At 69.8% G+C, this 14,858-nt stretch carries 12 protein-coding genes; 9 read left to right on the forward strand and 3 right to left on the reverse strand.

Annotation, left to right across the window (positions count from 1 at the left end; genetic code table 11):
- The first annotated feature begins 2 nt into the window (after nucleotides 1-2).
- Together BMY35_RS18150 and BMY35_RS18155 are read left to right on the forward strand one after the other, a co-directional pair.
- A complete protein-coding gene (locus BMY35_RS18150) occupies nucleotides 3-359 on the forward strand; it encodes a DUF2845 domain-containing protein (RefSeq protein ID WP_093201847.1) in 357 nt (118 codons plus the stop codon).
- 6 nt (nucleotides 360-365) lie between these two features.
- Nucleotides 366-872 (forward strand): GNAT family N-acetyltransferase, encoded by a 507-nt coding sequence (locus BMY35_RS18155; protein ID WP_093201850.1) that lies wholly within the window; start codon nucleotides 366-368, stop codon nucleotides 870-872.
- 13 nt (nucleotides 873-885) lie between these two features.
- On the opposite strand, the gene BMY35_RS18160 is transcribed toward BMY35_RS18155, so the two are convergent.
- On the reverse strand, nucleotides 886-1,416 hold the full coding sequence (locus tag BMY35_RS18160) for a cupin domain-containing protein (protein ID WP_093201852.1): 531 nt from the start codon (nucleotides 1,414-1,416) through the stop codon (nucleotides 886-888).
- Nucleotides 1,413-2,156: an NAD-dependent epimerase/dehydratase family protein gene (locus BMY35_RS18165; RefSeq protein ID WP_093201854.1), complete on the reverse strand. Its 744-nt coding sequence runs from the start codon at nucleotides 2,154-2,156 to the stop codon at nucleotides 1,413-1,415. Before BMY35_RS18165 ends, BMY35_RS18160 begins: the two co-directional genes overlap by 4 nt.
- Nucleotides 2,157-2,248: 92 nt before the next feature.
- Here BMY35_RS18165 and BMY35_RS18170 point away from each other — a divergent pair, with 92 nt between their 5' ends.
- Nucleotides 2,249-3,661 carry a MocR-like pyridoxine biosynthesis transcription factor PdxR gene (locus BMY35_RS18170; RefSeq protein ID WP_093201856.1) on the forward strand — a complete coding sequence of 471 codons (1,413 nt, stop codon included), beginning with the start codon at nucleotides 2,249-2,251 and terminating at the stop codon, nucleotides 3,659-3,661.
- Nucleotides 3,662-3,668: 7 nt separating this feature from the next.
- Here BMY35_RS18170 and BMY35_RS18175 read toward each other — a convergent pair whose 3' ends face one another.
- Nucleotides 3,669-4,751 carry a hypothetical protein gene (locus tag BMY35_RS18175; protein WP_093201859.1) on the reverse strand — a complete coding sequence of 361 codons (1,083 nt, stop codon included), beginning with the start codon at nucleotides 4,749-4,751 and terminating at the stop codon, nucleotides 3,669-3,671.
- A gap of 139 nt (nucleotides 4,752-4,890) precedes the next feature.
- Here BMY35_RS18175 and BMY35_RS18180 point away from each other — a divergent pair, with 139 nt between their 5' ends.
- The 6 genes from BMY35_RS18180 (at nucleotide 4,891) to BMY35_RS18205 (ending at nucleotide 14,850) form a co-directional block, all read left to right on the forward strand.
- Complete coding sequence (locus BMY35_RS18180; RefSeq protein ID WP_093201862.1) at nucleotides 4,891-8,073, forward strand: hypothetical protein; 3,183 nt, start codon at nucleotides 4,891-4,893, stop codon at nucleotides 8,071-8,073.
- Nucleotides 8,070-9,779, forward strand: a complete 1,710-nt coding sequence (locus BMY35_RS18185; protein WP_093201864.1) for a hypothetical protein — start codon at nucleotides 8,070-8,072, stop codon at nucleotides 9,777-9,779. The genes BMY35_RS18180 and BMY35_RS18185 overlap by 4 nt, the downstream gene beginning before the upstream one ends.
- Before the next feature lie 285 nt (nucleotides 9,780-10,064).
- A complete protein-coding gene (locus BMY35_RS18190; protein WP_093201867.1) occupies nucleotides 10,065-12,020 on the forward strand; it encodes a reverse transcriptase family protein in 1,956 nt (651 codons plus the stop codon).
- Nucleotides 12,021-12,026: 6 nt separating this feature from the next.
- A complete protein-coding gene (locus BMY35_RS18195) occupies nucleotides 12,027-12,593 on the forward strand; it encodes a GNAT family N-acetyltransferase (RefSeq protein ID WP_093201869.1) in 567 nt (188 codons plus the stop codon).
- Nucleotides 12,594-12,949: 356 nt separating this feature from the next.
- Nucleotides 12,950-13,999, forward strand: coding sequence for a GNAT family N-acetyltransferase (locus BMY35_RS18200; protein WP_256228760.1), 1,050 nt, complete (start codon nucleotides 12,950-12,952; stop codon nucleotides 13,997-13,999).
- Nucleotides 13,996-14,850, forward strand: coding sequence for a PA4780 family RIO1-like protein kinase (locus BMY35_RS18205; RefSeq protein WP_093201874.1), 855 nt, complete (start codon nucleotides 13,996-13,998; stop codon nucleotides 14,848-14,850). The genes BMY35_RS18200 and BMY35_RS18205 overlap by 4 nt, the downstream gene beginning before the upstream one ends.
- The last annotated feature ends 8 nt before the right edge of the window (nucleotides 14,851-14,858 follow it).

Genomic DNA, 14,858 nt, shown 5'->3' on the forward strand with positions numbered 1-14,858 from the left:
CCATGCGCACACTCGCAGCCAGCACCCTCTTCTGTCTTGTCGCCCTCATGCACGCCGGCAGCGCGTCGGCCCAATCGCTGAGCTGCGGCGGCACGCTCTCCGGCGTGGGCGACTCCAAGTTCTCGGTGGTTCAGAAGTGTGGCGAACCGATGTCGAAGGAATTCGTCTGCGTGCCCCGCCCGCAGGTGGCATGGGTGCTTTCGCCCTACCCCGGCGCACCGGCGCAGCAGGTGGTGACGCAGGCGTGCGTGCCGATGGAAGACTGGGTGTACCACCGGGGCCAGGGCAACTTCCTGGGCATCGTGAGGTTCTACAACGGCACCATCGAATCGGTGCGCGACGGGGAAAGGGTGCGGTAGCGGCCGATGAACATCCATATCCGGAACGAAGTTCCCGCGGACGCACCCACCATCGAAGCGGTGACGGCAGCCGCCTTTCTCGATGCAGAGCATTCGAGCCACACCGAGCAGTTCATCGTCAATGCATTGCGGCGCGCCGGCCAGCTCTCGGTCTCGCTCGTCGCGGAAGATGCCGGGCAGATCGTCGGGCACGTCGCCATTTCCCCTGTGCGCATCTCCGACGACTCTCTCGGCTGGTACGGGCTCGGTCCGGTGTCGGTTGCACCCGGACATCAGGCTCTCGGCATCGGCAAGCGGCTCGTGAACGAAGCGCTGGCCGCGTTGCGCGGCATGGGTGCATCCGGCTGCGTGGTGCTCGGCGACCCGGCCTACTACGGCCGCTTCGGTTTCGCGGCCATGCCTGCTCTGGTCTACCCCGGCGTGCCGGCGCAGTATTTCCAGGCGCTGCTGCTGGCCGGAGCGATGCCGTCCGGCACCGTTTCGTATCACGCGGCCTTCGAAGCGACGGCCTGAGCGCTCCGCAGGTTCAGGGCGGCAGCAACAGCGGCCCGCAGTTCTCCTCGGCTACGAACACCGCCACCAGCCTGGCCGGCTTGACCGGATCGGGGTTCTCCGCGAACAGATGCAGCGTGCCCGGCGGCTCGAAGAAGGTTTCGCCTGACTTGTAGTCGCCCACCGGAGTGCCGGCCAGCTGCGAGCGCACCGTGCCATCGAGAATGATGGCGGTCACCGAGCCCGGATGCCGGTGCGCCGGCGAATAGGCCATCGGCGGAAAGTCGACGATCACCGTGGTGACCGACTTGCCCGGCACGTTGGGCAGGGCCTCGCAGGAAATGACCCGGGAGGAGGTCTGCGGCCGCGCCGCGGCGGCCGAGCCTTCGGGAGCCGGTGCCGAAGAGAACATCGGCCGGCTCACGCTGCTGCAGATGTCCTCGATGAGCCGGAGGGTCGATTGCCTGCCGGCATGCGGCAGCAGCGCCCAACCCGCCGCGGCGACGGCCAGCGCGGCGAGTCCGGCGCCCGCATGGCGGTGTGCGGGAAAAATCCGGGCATTCATCGCGGGGCTCCCTGCGGCAGCCGCTCGTCCGCACGCCAGCCCAGCACGCGCTTGGCCTTCTCGCTGCTGGCCTCGGCCCCGTCCTCGGCGATGTTGAAGATGCCGCCCGGTGAGCGCTGCAGCGCCCGCAAGGCAGCCCGTGCGGCGGCCTCCACATGCAGCGGACTCGGCCCCTTGGGCGTCCCGGTCGACGTGTTCGGCCCGTAGAGCTGTCCGTAGCGCAGCACCGTGGCGGTCATGCCGCGCGCGGCCATCACGCTCCGTTCCAGCGCGGCCACGCCGTCGACGCTGATGCGGCGCGAGCCTTCGGCCTCCGTATCGAGCGGCCACTCTTCCGCGAAGGGCCTGGGCCCCGGCGCGTAGGCCCAGGCGATGCTCTGCGCCACCAGCCGCTTCGCACCCGCGGCCTGCGCGGCGGCCACGAGATTGCGCGTGCCTTCGATGCGCACGCGCGCGTTGAGCACTGCGGCCTCGGCCATGCGGGCCGGGTCCAGGTCTCTGGGCAGGTCCGTGAGCTGGTGGATCACGCCCCATGGCGCGATGCGCACCAGCGCGGCATGCAGCGCGTGCGCATCGAACACGTCGACGACAACCGGGTGCACGCCCTGTGCCTCCAGCACCTCCGCGCGGTCCGCACGCCGCGTGCTGCCATGCACGGCGTAGCCCGCCTCGATCAGCATCGGAACCAGCGCGGTGCCGACCGCTCCGGTGGCGCCGGCCAAAAATACCTTCTCGCTCATTGCGTTTCTTCCTTCCAGGCTGTTGCGAAGGTCGATCATGGATTTACCATGCCCCATCGAAAAGAGCCAAGAATCATGAAAACGACCAGGCCATGACACTCAGGATCGACCGCTCGAAGCCGACGCCGCTGTTCCGCCAGATCTACGCGCGCTACCGCAGCGCCATCGAGCAGGGCACGCTGCGCCCCGGAGATCGCGTCGCCTCCGCGCGCAGCCTCGCCGCCGAGCTCGGCGTGGCGCGCGGCACCATCGAAACGGCCTACAACCAGCTGACGGGCGAAGGCTACTTCTCATCACGCGGACAGGCGGGCACCGTGGTCTCCCCGTCGCTTCCGCTTCATCGGCCCGCTCGGCGCGATGCGCCTCGCCGAGCCGATACGCGCACATCCGGCGACGCGCTCAAGCAGCCGGGAGAGCCGCCGCCGATGCAGCTGGGTATTCCGGCGCTGGACGCCTTCCCGCGCAAGCTGTGGTCGCGCCTCGCCGCCCGCCGCGCGCGGGCCATGAACGCGGCCGACATGTTCTACGGCGACCCTTGCGGCTATCCGCCGCTGCGCGAGGCCATCGCGGCCTACCTGCTGGTGTCGCGCGGCGTCTCGTGCCATGCCGCGCAGGTGCTGGTGACGGGCGGCTATCGCGCATCGCTCTCGCTCGTCGCGCGCACGCTGCTGAAGAAGGACGACCGCGTCTGGATCGAGGACCCCGGTTTTCCTCCCACGCACGAGGTGCTGCGCGCAGCCGGCCAGCGCGCGGTGCCGGTACCGGTGGACGAAGACGGCCTCGTCGTCGCGCGCGGCTTGCGCAAGGCGCCGAAGGCGCGCATGGCCGTCGTCACGCCTTCGCACCAGGCGCCGCTGGGCGTGTCGATGACGTTAGCGCGCCGCCTGCAGCTGCTCGAATGGGCCACTCGCGCGAACGCGTGGATCGTCGAGGACGACTACGACGGCGAATACCGCTATGCCGGAGCGCCGCTGCCAGCGCTCAAGAGCCTGGACGGCAACGACCGCGTGCTGTACGCGGGCAGCTTCTCGAAGGTGCTCATTCCCGGCCTCGCGCTGGGCTACCTGGTCGTGCCCGAATCGCTGCGCGTCCGCTTCGAGGAGGCCGCGCGCATCGGTTCGAACGGCTGCCCGCAGGCCACGCAGGCCGTGGTGGCCGACTTCATGCGCGAGGGGCACTTCCCGCGCCACCTGAAGAAGATGCGCCTGCTCTATGCGCGGCGGCGCGCGATGCTCGCAGCCGGCTTGCTGAAGGCATTCGGCGACGAAGTGCGCATCGACCTGCGCAGCGGCGGCATGCACCTGATCGCGCGCTTCGACAAGCGCCGCGAGAGCGATGCAGAACTCGCCCTGCGCGCGCAGCAGGCCGGGCTGAACTGCCAGCCGCTCTCGGCGCGCGGCGTGGCGGGGCCGGCCGCGCAGGGCCTGCTGATGGGCTTCACCAACATCGCCACCGCCGACGAGGCGAACAGGCTCGCGGCGAAGCTGCGAGCGGCCTTCGGCTGAGCCTCCTTCAGGCGGCTTCGTCGTCGAGAGCCGCGCTGCGGTCCTTGATGCGCGTGACCTGCGACAGCACCGCATCTTCGGCCGTCATGTCCGGCCGCTGGCCCTTGTAGACGGGCTGCTCGAACTTGCCGCCGGCATAGCGGTAGAGGTAGCGCACCTCGACCAGCGTGCCCACCGCGGGCAGCGCCTCGTTGGGCGGCACGGTCACGTTGCCCAGGTCGATCATGGCGCCCGCGTCGTCGCGCAGCCCCACGGCCACCGAGCGCTGTGCGTTGACGCGGATCACCTCGCAGGTCGCGCTCTGGTTGAACTTGAACTTCAGGCTGCTCGTGCTGCGTCCCGCGGAGAAAGGTGCGTCGAGTGCCTTGAGCACGTAGCCCTCGCCATGCGCGGCCAGCAGCTCTGCGGCGCGACGGCGCTTGCCCTCGGCGGTGAGTTCGAGCTCGAGCAGCGCGATCCACGGCATGGACGAGGCCACCGTGCGCAGATGGCCAAAGCGCTCGATGAAGGGCGCGCCGCGCAGGTCCTGGCCTTGGAGTTCGAGCAGGTCGAAGGCCATGAAGGCATCGCCCACGTGCTCGCCGGCGATCACTGTGCGCCCTGCCGCCGCGCCTGCCGTGCCGGTCCAGGCCTGCGGAACGTCCACGAACAACCCGCGCCGGTTGGTGCCGCGTACGGCCTCGCCTTCGATCAGCAGGATGCGGTTCTCGCCATCCGCCTTTTCCTGCAGGCCCCAGCCCGGGTCGTCGAAGTAGCGCGCGGCCTGTTCCTCGAGGATCAACGTCGGCAGCTGCGGCAGCTCGCCGCTCACCCGGCCTGCGAGGTCGGTCGAGGTGTAGAGCGCGCCGGACTGGTCGGGCGTGTAGCCCTTCGAGGTCTTTTCCTTGACGACCTTGTCGTAGATCTTCAGCGCGGCCTCGTAGGCGACCGGGCTGCTGGTCTTGGTGCCGGTGGAGAGCGTGCCGCCGCGGCGGCCGTTGCCGTAGTCGACCACCCAGCCGTCGTCCTTCGGGCGCAGATGCACCTGGTAGACCTTGTCCGAGCCCTGGCCCGTGAAGTAGAGAAAGCTCGATCGCTCAGCCTGTTCCATATTCGACACCTGAAGAACCCCCACACGATTGCCGGACCGCGCATGCTACACAGGCGGCGCCGACGCAAACGCCCGCTAAGATGCGCGGCGATACAAGAAAGCAGCACAAGCATCAACCGAAGGCAGGGGAGGCCTCCGCGTGAAGCGCATTCGCTCAGAAAAATTCATCCGCTCGAAGCCCGGCGTGGCAGGCGCCGCCGGCTTCAGCACCGTGGAACTGTTCGCCCTGCCGGAAGCCACCGGCCACGTGGTGCACGTGAGCACCAGCCGCGACGGGTTGCAGTGGAAGGAGACGGTCCATACCCCGTCGCCGCTGCCGCTCGAAGCCGCCACCGCCGCCTTCGAGCGCGCCGTGGCGGCGCAGATCGCGCAGGGCTATGTGCCCGAGGGCTCCGCCGTCGCTCCTGCCGCGGCCCCCGTGGCCGCCGCCCTCTCCCACCCCGGCGACGCCGTCCTGCTCGCCAGCATCCGCCCCGACGCATGGAGACTGCTGCCCCCGGTGCGCCGCAGCCGCGTGGTGTGGCGCATCGGCGAACGCCGGCTGGCGGCCGCGGTGCCGCAGCTCGTCGACCACATCGAAACCGGCGAGCCGATGCTCGACTACTGCATCGCCTGGGCCATCGGCCGCTGCGGCGACGGCGGCGCCTTCGAGGCGATGCGCGAACTCTCCCGGCGTGGCCGCACGCCCGTGGTCACCCGCGCCGCGCGCTGGGCCGCGCTCGCCCTCTGGCCCGCCGAACAGCGCGCGGCCGAAGCGGCACGCATCGTCGACGACTGGCCCGCCCCGCTTCGCCGCGCCTGGGCCGCCATGGGCGAAGCGCCCGCCGGGCAGGCCATGCCGATGCTGCGGCAGCACCTGGCCGACCCCGCGCTCTGGAACGGAATGAAGTACGCGGCCTGGGTCGAGCAACTCTTCGACCTCGCGCTGCTCGAAGGCCCCGCGGGCGACGGGCTCGCGCATGCCGCGCTGCTGGAGATCGCGCCGACGCTGCAGCTCGCGGCCGGCAGCTTCCGCGCGTGGCGCCGGCTCTACAAGGGCGCGGAGTTCTCGGGCGACTACGCCCTGCTCGGCGTGCTGCACCAGCGCCTCGAAACGCAGCGCGCGGCCTTCCGCACCGGCGGACGCTGGGCACAGGTCAACGGCCGCTACGTTGAGATCGCGAAGGAAATCGTGCGGCCCGACAGCCGCCTCGCTTACAGCCAGCGCACGCGCGACTACCTGCGCCGCCGCACCTGGCGCAACCTGCGCCGGCTGGCGCTGGCCGGCACGGCCGACGAACCCGACTGGCTGCGGCTCGCCATGGGCGTGCTGCTCGCCGCCGACGACAGCGAAGCCGGCACCGCCGGCCAGCAGCGCGAATCGCGCTGGACGCCCGAGCCCCGCAGCTGGCACACCGGCCCCTACAGCCGCTGGCTGGTGCTGATGCAGCTGCTGCATCGCCACGACTCCGAATGGGAGGCCCAGCGTGGAGGCCTGCAGTGGCGCCGCAGCACGCCGCTGCCCGCGCAGCGGCTGAACCGCACCGAAGCCTGGCCCGAGCGCTGGGACCGGCATCCGCAAGCACTGTTGCAGTTGATGCAGCAGGGCCGCTGCGCTGCCGTGCACGCCTTCGCAGCGCGCGCGCTGCAGGACAACAAGCCCTTCTGCGATGCCCTCGAGCCGCCCGCGGTGTGGCGCCTGCTGGCCAGCACCTGGGACGACACCGCGCGCTTCGCGCTCGCCATCGCGCGCCAGCGCATCACGGCGGGCGAGCCAGCCCGGCCCTGGCTGCCCGCGATGCTGGGCTCGCCGCTGGCCGAGGCGCGCACGCTCGCGCTCGAGTACATCGGACAGGATCCGGGCCTCTACAGCCAGCAGGTCGACCTGCTGCTGATGCTGCTGACCTCGGCCGATGCCGAAGTGCGCCGCGCCTCGCGCCTGCTGCTGCAGGCCGCCGCCCCGAATCTTTCGACGCTCGACGCGCTGGGCACCGAACTGCTCGCATGGCTGTCCGCCTGCGACGCCACGCAGCCGGCGCTCGACGCCATCTGCGAGAACGTGCAATGGGCACTGCAGGGTCTGCTGCGCACGGCCGCCGCGAAGGCGCCGCTGAACCGGCTGCTCGCGCTCTTCGATCACGCGAGTCCGGACGTGGTGCGCACGGCCGCCGAGTGGCTGCTGCTGCATCCGGCCGCGGTCCAGGGCCTTCCGGTGAGCGTGCTCACGCGCCTGCTGCAGTCGGACGACGAGCGCCTGCGCGGCGCGGGCGTGCGGCTCTTCACCTCCCTGCCCGATGCCACGCTGGTCGTCCAGCCCGAGCTGTTCGCGGCCTTCTGCAGCAGCCCGATGCCGGCCGTGCGCGCCGCCGTCGCGCCGCGCCTGGCACAGCTGATTCCCGCTCACCCCGAATTCGCCGCGGCGCTGATGCCGCTGCTGCGCGACGAGCTGTTCCGCTCCGAAGCGGCCGAAGGCGTGTTCGACTCGCTGCTGCAATGGCTGTGCGGCCCGCTGGCCGAGCACACCCGCCGCGGCGATCCTGCCGTCACGCTTCGCCTGCTCGAGGCACGCAGCAAGGGTGCGCAGCGCCTGGGTGCATGGCTGCTGCCGCAACAGGACGCACAGGGCTTCGACGTGCTGCAGACCGCCAGCCTCGGCCTCGTCGACACCGCCGCCGCGCGCAGCTGGGCCATGGACCAGTTGGCCTCGAACCCCGGGCGCACGCTCTCGAACCTCGGCGATGCGCTGCGCATCTTCGACAGCCGCTGGGACGACGCGCGCGACTGGGCCCGCCAGTGGTTCGGCGCACAGAGCGACGCCAGCCAGTGGACGCCCGCACTGCTGGTTCGCCTGTGCGACCACAAGGACGCGGGCGCACAGCGACTGGGCCGCGAGCTGCTCACCACGCATTTCGACGTGACCGACGTCACCACTTACATGCTGCAGCTCAGCCAGCACCCGTCGGCGGGCATGCAGCTCTTCGTCACCAACTGGCTGGCATCGGCCGCGAGCCGCAATGCGGACGTGCTCGCACGCCTGGAGCCCTACTTCCTGAACGTGCTGTCGCAGGCCAACCGGGGCCGGCTGGCCAAGGCGCGCGTCATGGAGTTCCTGGCTGCCCAGGCGGCGCACTCGGAAGACATCGCGCGCATCGTGGCGCGCGTGTTCGCGCGGCAGGCCGTCACCGGCGCCATCACCGAACGGGCCCAGTACGTGGCCGGGCTGCGCAGCATCCAGGCCCTCTTCCCGGACCTGGACAACCCGTTGCAGACCGCACCGGTGCGCAGCATCGCGCCGCGCCGCACCCTTCCCTCCGTTGCCCCTTCGCGAGGGTCCGCCGCATGAGATTCCAGTACCGCTATTTCGGCCATTCGGGCGCGCAGCACACCGCCAACAGCACCGCCCTGCAGTTCGCGCCCGACACGCTGCGCGCGCCGGTGCACTTCGTCGCCGACATCAACCGCCACCTGCCGTTTCGCGAAGGCATGTCCGCGCTGCACGACGTGGTGGTGGGCGACCTGCGCTTCAAGCCGCGCGACAAGAGCGCGTACCTCGAATGGCTGGCCGGACAGGAAGGCGAGCTGCTCGCGCAGTTCATGGCGCGCAGCGATGCGATCAAGGCGCAGATGGAGCCGATCAGCAAGGAGCTGACCGAACTGCGCAAGAGCAAGCGCGCGGTGATGCAGCCCTTCATGAGCGCGCAGCAGCGCTACTTCGACCACATCTACAAGGTCAACCGCGAAGCCTGGTTCGTGCTCGACCCGGTGATCACGGTGCACCCCGACCGCGTTTTCTTCGAGTGCTTCAGCCAGGACGAGTCGAGCTACGGCATGTTCTCCTGCAGTCACGACATCTTCGACCGGGTGAGCGACCACGCCTTCGGCACCACCAACGTCGACTACTCCGAGTCGCTGTACGACGAGTTCCAGAAGATCCGCGACTACAAGACCACGCGGCTGGCCATCGACCCGGGCGGCTTCCAGGTGCAGAGCGACAACGACCCGGCCTTCCACGAGCCGAAGATCGACGTGCCCGACAGCTGGGTGCGCGGCTTCCTGCAGGTCAGCAGCGCGATGCTGCTGCCCGCGCAGCGGCTGCAGCTGCATCCGATGGACATCCACAACATCTGCCTGGTGCTGCGCCGGCGCAAGGAGCGCGCGGGTCCGCGCTCGCTGCGCTTCATACTGCGGCCGGGGCAGCCGGTGCGCATCCTGTTCGAGCCCTGGGGGCACGAGATGGTGTGCCCGCGCTCCACGCACAGCGCCGTCTCCGACACCGACATCCGCGTGTGGGGCCGGCGGCGCCTGCTGCAGCTCGAACGCCTCGTGCCAGTGGCCCAGGGCTTCACGGTGCACCTGCTGGGCACCGGCATGCCCAGCTTCTGGGTGGCGCAGTTGCCCGACATGGAATTCACGCTCGGCCTTTCGGGCTGGACCGCCAACGACTGGTCGCGCAACGGCCACTTCGAGCTGCTGCAGCCGCGCCAGACGGTCGACCAGGACAGCCTGCTGCGCGTATTCGCGGCACTGGGCGAACGCTGGCGCGCCACCACCGACGAGCTCGCGGCAGCCACGGGTCTTTCGACGCTCACCGTCGATGCGGCGCTCGGCGGCTACGTGCAGGCCGGCCGCGTGGTGTACGACATCGCGCACGGCGTGTGGCGGCTGCGCGAGCTGAGCCGCGAACCTCTGCCGATGGACAAGCTGCGCTACGCCAGCCCCGAGGAAGAAGCCGCCGCCGAGCTGGTGCGCGCACGCCGCATCACGAACGTGAAGACGCAGGCGCGCTCCGACGGCGGCGTCTCGATCAGCGGCAAGTGCAAGGGCTCGGCCGGCCAGCGCGAGTACTTCACGAGCCTGCAGCTCGACGCCGACCAGCGCGTGGCCTCGGGCGAGTGCCAGTGCAGCCACTTCGTGCGCCACCGCATGACCAAGGGCCCGTGCGAGCACATGCTCGCGCTGCGCCTCTCGGCCGCGCCGGCAGTGACGGCCATGACGGAAAAGACAACAAAGACGACAGATCAGGAAAGGACCACCGCCCACATCGGCTGATACACTGCTTTCTGCGAACGGAGCGGGAAGGCTCTTGCAATCCGGTCGGCGTATCGCCGCCCTCGCATACAGCACTTCCCAAGCGTCACTGGACGTCTCTTCACTGTGCCGGATGGCCATGGTGACGCGACAACAGTGCGGCTTCCTCGAAGCTCATCGGCGTCACCATGGCCATCCGGCGTCGAGTGGAGCCCTCCAGTCCCGAGGCTCTTCGACGAGATTCCCGCTTCGTTCGCAATCTTTCTCTTCAAGCAGTGCATCGGCCGGTGGCGCAGCGCCACGACCATGCAGTCTCCCGCCTCCTCTTCATCTTCCATTCCCGACTCGGCGCTCACCCGCGAGGAGCTGTACGAGCGCATCCGCAAGAGCTCCAAGCAGGAAGTCGTCCTCGAGGAAATGCAGCGCCTGGGCTTCTGGCCTCAGGACGCGGCGCGCCCGACGGTCGAGGAACAGCTGATCCGCCGCGAAGGCGAGTTGCAGACAGCGCTCACGAAGCTCGGCGACGAGCTGCGCGGCATCGAGGATCGCGACAGGGCCCTGAAGACCATGCGCAAGGAGCGCATGGCCAGGGCTCGCGAGCGTCGCGAGGAAACCCGTCAGCGCCTCGCGCAGGGCCGCCATGCACGCGCCGTCGCATGGCACGAGCGGCGCCATCGCGAGCTGCTGTACGTGGGCGACGGCGTGTCGGGCGGACTCAACGACGCGCACAGCGACAGCCAGGCGCTGGCGCGCAATGCCCTGCCCGCGCTCGACCACGCGGGTGATCTCGCGCAGGCCATGGGCATCGGCCTGGGCGAGCTGCGCTTCCTGGCATGGCACCGCGAAGTGTCGAGCGTGAGCCACTACCAGCGCTTCACCATGCCCAAGAAGCGCGGCGGCGAGCGTCACATCTCCGCGCCGATGCCGCGCCTGAAGCGCGCGCAGTACTGGGTGCTCGACAACATCCTCGCGAAGATGCCGGTGCACGAGGCGGCGCACGGTTTCCTGCCGGGCAGGTCGATCCTCACCAATGCCGCGCCGCACGTGGGCCGCGACGTGGTGATCAACCTCGACCTGAAGGACTTCTTTCCCTCCATCGGCATGCGTCGCGTGCGCGGCGTGTTCCGCCAGCTCGGCTACTCGTCGCAGGTGGCGAGCCTGCTGGCGCTGGTGTGCACCGAAGCGCCTACGGACGAAGTGCAGCTGGACGGCAACCGCTATTTCGTCGCGCGCGGCGAACGCGTGCTGCCGCAGGGCGCCCCCACCAGCCCGATGCTGACCAACCTGCTGTGCCGCCGCCTCGACGCGCGGCTGGCAGCGAGCGCCGCGAAGCTGGGCTTCCGCTACACCCGCTATGCCGACGACCTGACCTTCTCGGCCGGCCCCGAGCACAGCCGCGACACGGCCAGGCTGCTGTGGCGCGTGAAGCAGATCGTGGCCAGCGAAGGCCTCACGGTGCACCCCGACAAGCAGCAGGTGATGCGCAAGCACCGGCAGCAGCACGTGACGGGCATCGTGGTCAACGACAAGCTCTCGGTCGACCGCGACACGCTGCGGCGCTTCCGCGCCGTGTTGCACCAGGCCGAACGCAGCGGCCCGCAGGGGCTGCAATGGAACGGCAACAGCGACGTGATCGGCGCGCTGCGCGGCTATGCGAACTTCATCGCGATGACCGACGCGGCACGTGGCGAGCCGTACCTGAAGCGCGTTCGCGCGCTGGCAGCGAAGCATGAGGGCAGCCGCGCCTCGACGACGACGACCAGCACGCTCTCGCCGCGCAAGCTCGCCGTGGGCGAATTCCGCAAGCAGTCCGCCGCCGGCAAGGCTCCGTGGCCCGAATGGTGGCAGCCGGCCCAGGCGCCCGCACCGGTGCTCGAGAAGACCGCCGAGCAGATCGCGGAAGAAAAGAAGGCGCAGCGCGAAGCGGCGCGTCCGCAACCGGCCAGGACCGGCCTGGCGCAAGCGACGGCGCGCGCACCCGCACCCGCACCGGCGCAGCCCGCGGCCGGGGAAACCACCCAGCAGACTGCGAAACAGGCACTGGGCGCCCTCTCGCAGATCGGCTGGATCGCCAGCATGATGCTTCAGGCCCTGTACGTCGTCAGCGTCTTCCTCTCGGGAAGCAGCCCGCTGATCTGGCTGCTGACGGGCGGCGTCGCCATCGGCAACTTCGTGCAGCGCAAGTCCGGCTGGCTGCGCTTCATCGTCGCAATCTTCATTTCGTCGGCGCTGGCTTCCCTCGTCCACAGCATGAAGAACTGAGGTCCCATGCCCGCGGCAGCCAACGCACCGATCGCATTGCGCCGGCTCTCGCGCGCCGACTTCGCGATGCTCGGGCGTTGGCTCGCCGAGCCGCACGTGGCCCGCTGGTGGAACCACGAGACAACGCCGGAAGCACTCGAACGCGACTTCGGGCCGTCGGTGGACGGAAGCGACACGGCCGAGATCCACATCGCCGCCATCGAGGGCCGCGACTTCGGCCTGGTACAGCGCTACACCTTCGAGGACAACCCCGGCTACATCGAGGAGCTCGCGCCGCTCGTCGAAGCGCCGGGCGAGGCACTGAGCATCGACTACTTCGTCGCAGAGCCCGACCTGCTGCGCCGGGGCCTTGGCGCGGCGATGATCCGCACGCTCGTCGACGCCACCTGGCGCGACTACCCTGCAGCGCCGTGCATCGTGGTGCCGGTGTCGGCGGCCAACACGGCTTCCTTTCGCGTGCTGGAGCGTGTGGGATTCATTCGCGTGGCCGAAGGGCCGCTCACGCCCGACAACCCGGTCCACGGCACGGCGCACTTCGTCTATCGCATCGACCGCCCTCGCACCCTGCGTTGATGCGCTGCACGCGCGCAAACAACGCGGCACTTCACAGCACGCGGCAAGCCCGCTACATTCACCGCTTCGACAACCACGCAGGAACAGGAGGTACGAGATGGAAAACGCCGTAATTCATGCCCCCACCATCGTGCGGTTCGTCGGGCCTCATCTGAACTGATCGTTCAACAGCAGCAAGCACCGACCGCCTGGCCGGTCAGCCCAGCGGCCATCTTCTCCGGCCGCAGCGCCCCCGAACCGCCCCGATTCAATCAAGACGCCGCCGCAGGCACGCCCGTGCCCGCGGTGCCCCGTTCATTTGTCGAATCAAGGCAGCAACCATGCTTGAAAACCGTGCCGCTAACGCGCGGCATACCGTGACAACAACAGTGTTCGATCCCCAGCGCGCGAGCGAAGCCGACTGGGCCAACTTTCTCGCCTACTGGCGACTGCGCACCGAGGAAGACTTTCCCGGTGACCCCGTCGCTCCCGATGCCGATACCCGGCACAACGTGCAGCAGTCGAACCCGCTGTACGAGTTCCATCGCGTGCTGGCCGTCGGTGCGAGCGGCGAATTCATCGGCAGCCTGAGCGCGAGCTTCCGCCGCGAAGGCACGCCCGGACACGAGGCCTTCGCGCCTTTCCTCGAAGCCTGGGGCGGCGTGCTGCGCCCGCACCGGCGCCAGGGCGTCGCGAGCGCCCTGCTTCGCGCGCTGCTCGAGCTGATGGAAGCGCGAGGCAAGTCCGTCGCGACCATCAAGACCCACCTGCCAGAGGGCCACGCCTTCATGCAGGCCGTCGGTGCCCCTCATCGGCACCGCAGCGTCGAGAACCGCATGTACTTCGCGGATCTCGACTGGCATGAGCTCGCACGCTGGCGCGCCGACGGCTTCGGACCCGGCCACGGTCTTCGCGCCGAGATGCACGCGGGGCGCGTGCCGCTGGAGCGGCTGGCAACGCTGATGGCGCCGCTGTCCGCGCTGCTGAACGACGCGCCCACGACGTTGCTCGAACGTCCGCCGCTGCGCTACGACCTGGAAGACTTCCCGCCCTGGTACGCCGACATGGACCGGCGCGGCGGCGACCACTTCCTCGTGCTGCTGCTCGACGGCGACGAAGTGGTCGCGGTGTGCGACGCCGCGTGGAACCGGCACTTCCCCGACCGCATGCACCAGCGGCTCACGGCCGTCGACCGCCGCTGGCGCGGCAAGGGCCTGGCCAAGGCCGTGAAGGCCGCGATGCTGCAGCTCGTGCGCGAGCGCCACCCCGAAGTGACGATGGCCTACACCCACAACGCCGAGGTCAACGCGCCCATGCTGTCCATCAACCACCGGCTCGGCTACAAGGCGCACAGGCACGACGGGTACTACCAGCTCGGCACCGAAAACCTGCGGTCCTACCTCTCCGCCCGGGAGGTGCGCCCATGAAGGCCCCGCAACGACTCCAGCCGCTGATCGACGAAGGCCTCGTCGACGCCGTGGTGCGCCAGCTCATGAGCGGCAAGGAAGCCATGGTCTACGTCGTGCGCTGCGGCGACGAGACGCGCTGCGCCAAGGTCTACAAGGAAGCCGACAAGCGAGGCTTCCGCCAGGCCGTCGACTACACCGAGAACCGGCGCGTCAAAAACTCGCGCGAGGCGCGCGCCATGGCCAAGGGCACGCGCTTCGGCCGAAAGGTGACCGAGGCCATCTGGCAGAGCGCCGAGGTCGACGCCCTCTACCGCCTGGCCGCCGCGGGCGTTCGGGTGCCCGCGCCGCACAACTTCTTCGAAGGCGTGCTGCTGATGGACCTGGTGACCGATGCGGACGGCGACGCCGCCCCGCGCCTGTCCGACGTGGACTTCTCGCCGCAGGAGGCGCTGCGCCACCACGCCGGCCTGCTGCGGGAAGTGGTGCGCATGCTCTGCGCCGGTATCGTGCACGGCGACCTCTCGGAGTTCAACGTGCTGCTGGCCGAAGACGGCCCGGTCGTCATCGACCTGCCCCAGGCCGTGGACGCCGCTGGCAACAACCATGCGCAGCGCATGCTGCTGCGCGACGTCGGGAACCTGCGCGACTTCTTCGGCCGGTTCGCGCCGGCGTTGCTGCGCACGCGCTACGGCGAGGAGATCTGGCACCTCTACGAGCGCGGCATGCTGCGCCCGGAAACCGAGCTGACCGGCAGGTTCGAGCCCGACACCCGCCCGGTCGACCTGCGCGAGGTGTTGCGCGAGGTGAACGACGCCCGTATGGAAGAAGCGACGGCGCGCCGGCTGCGCGTGCGGACGCCGCGACAATAGCGGGCCCT

The sequence above is a fragment of the Variovorax sp. YR750 genome, assembly GCF_900109805.1.
Lineage (GTDB): Bacteria > Pseudomonadota > Gammaproteobacteria > Burkholderiales > Burkholderiaceae_C > Variovorax > Variovorax gossypii.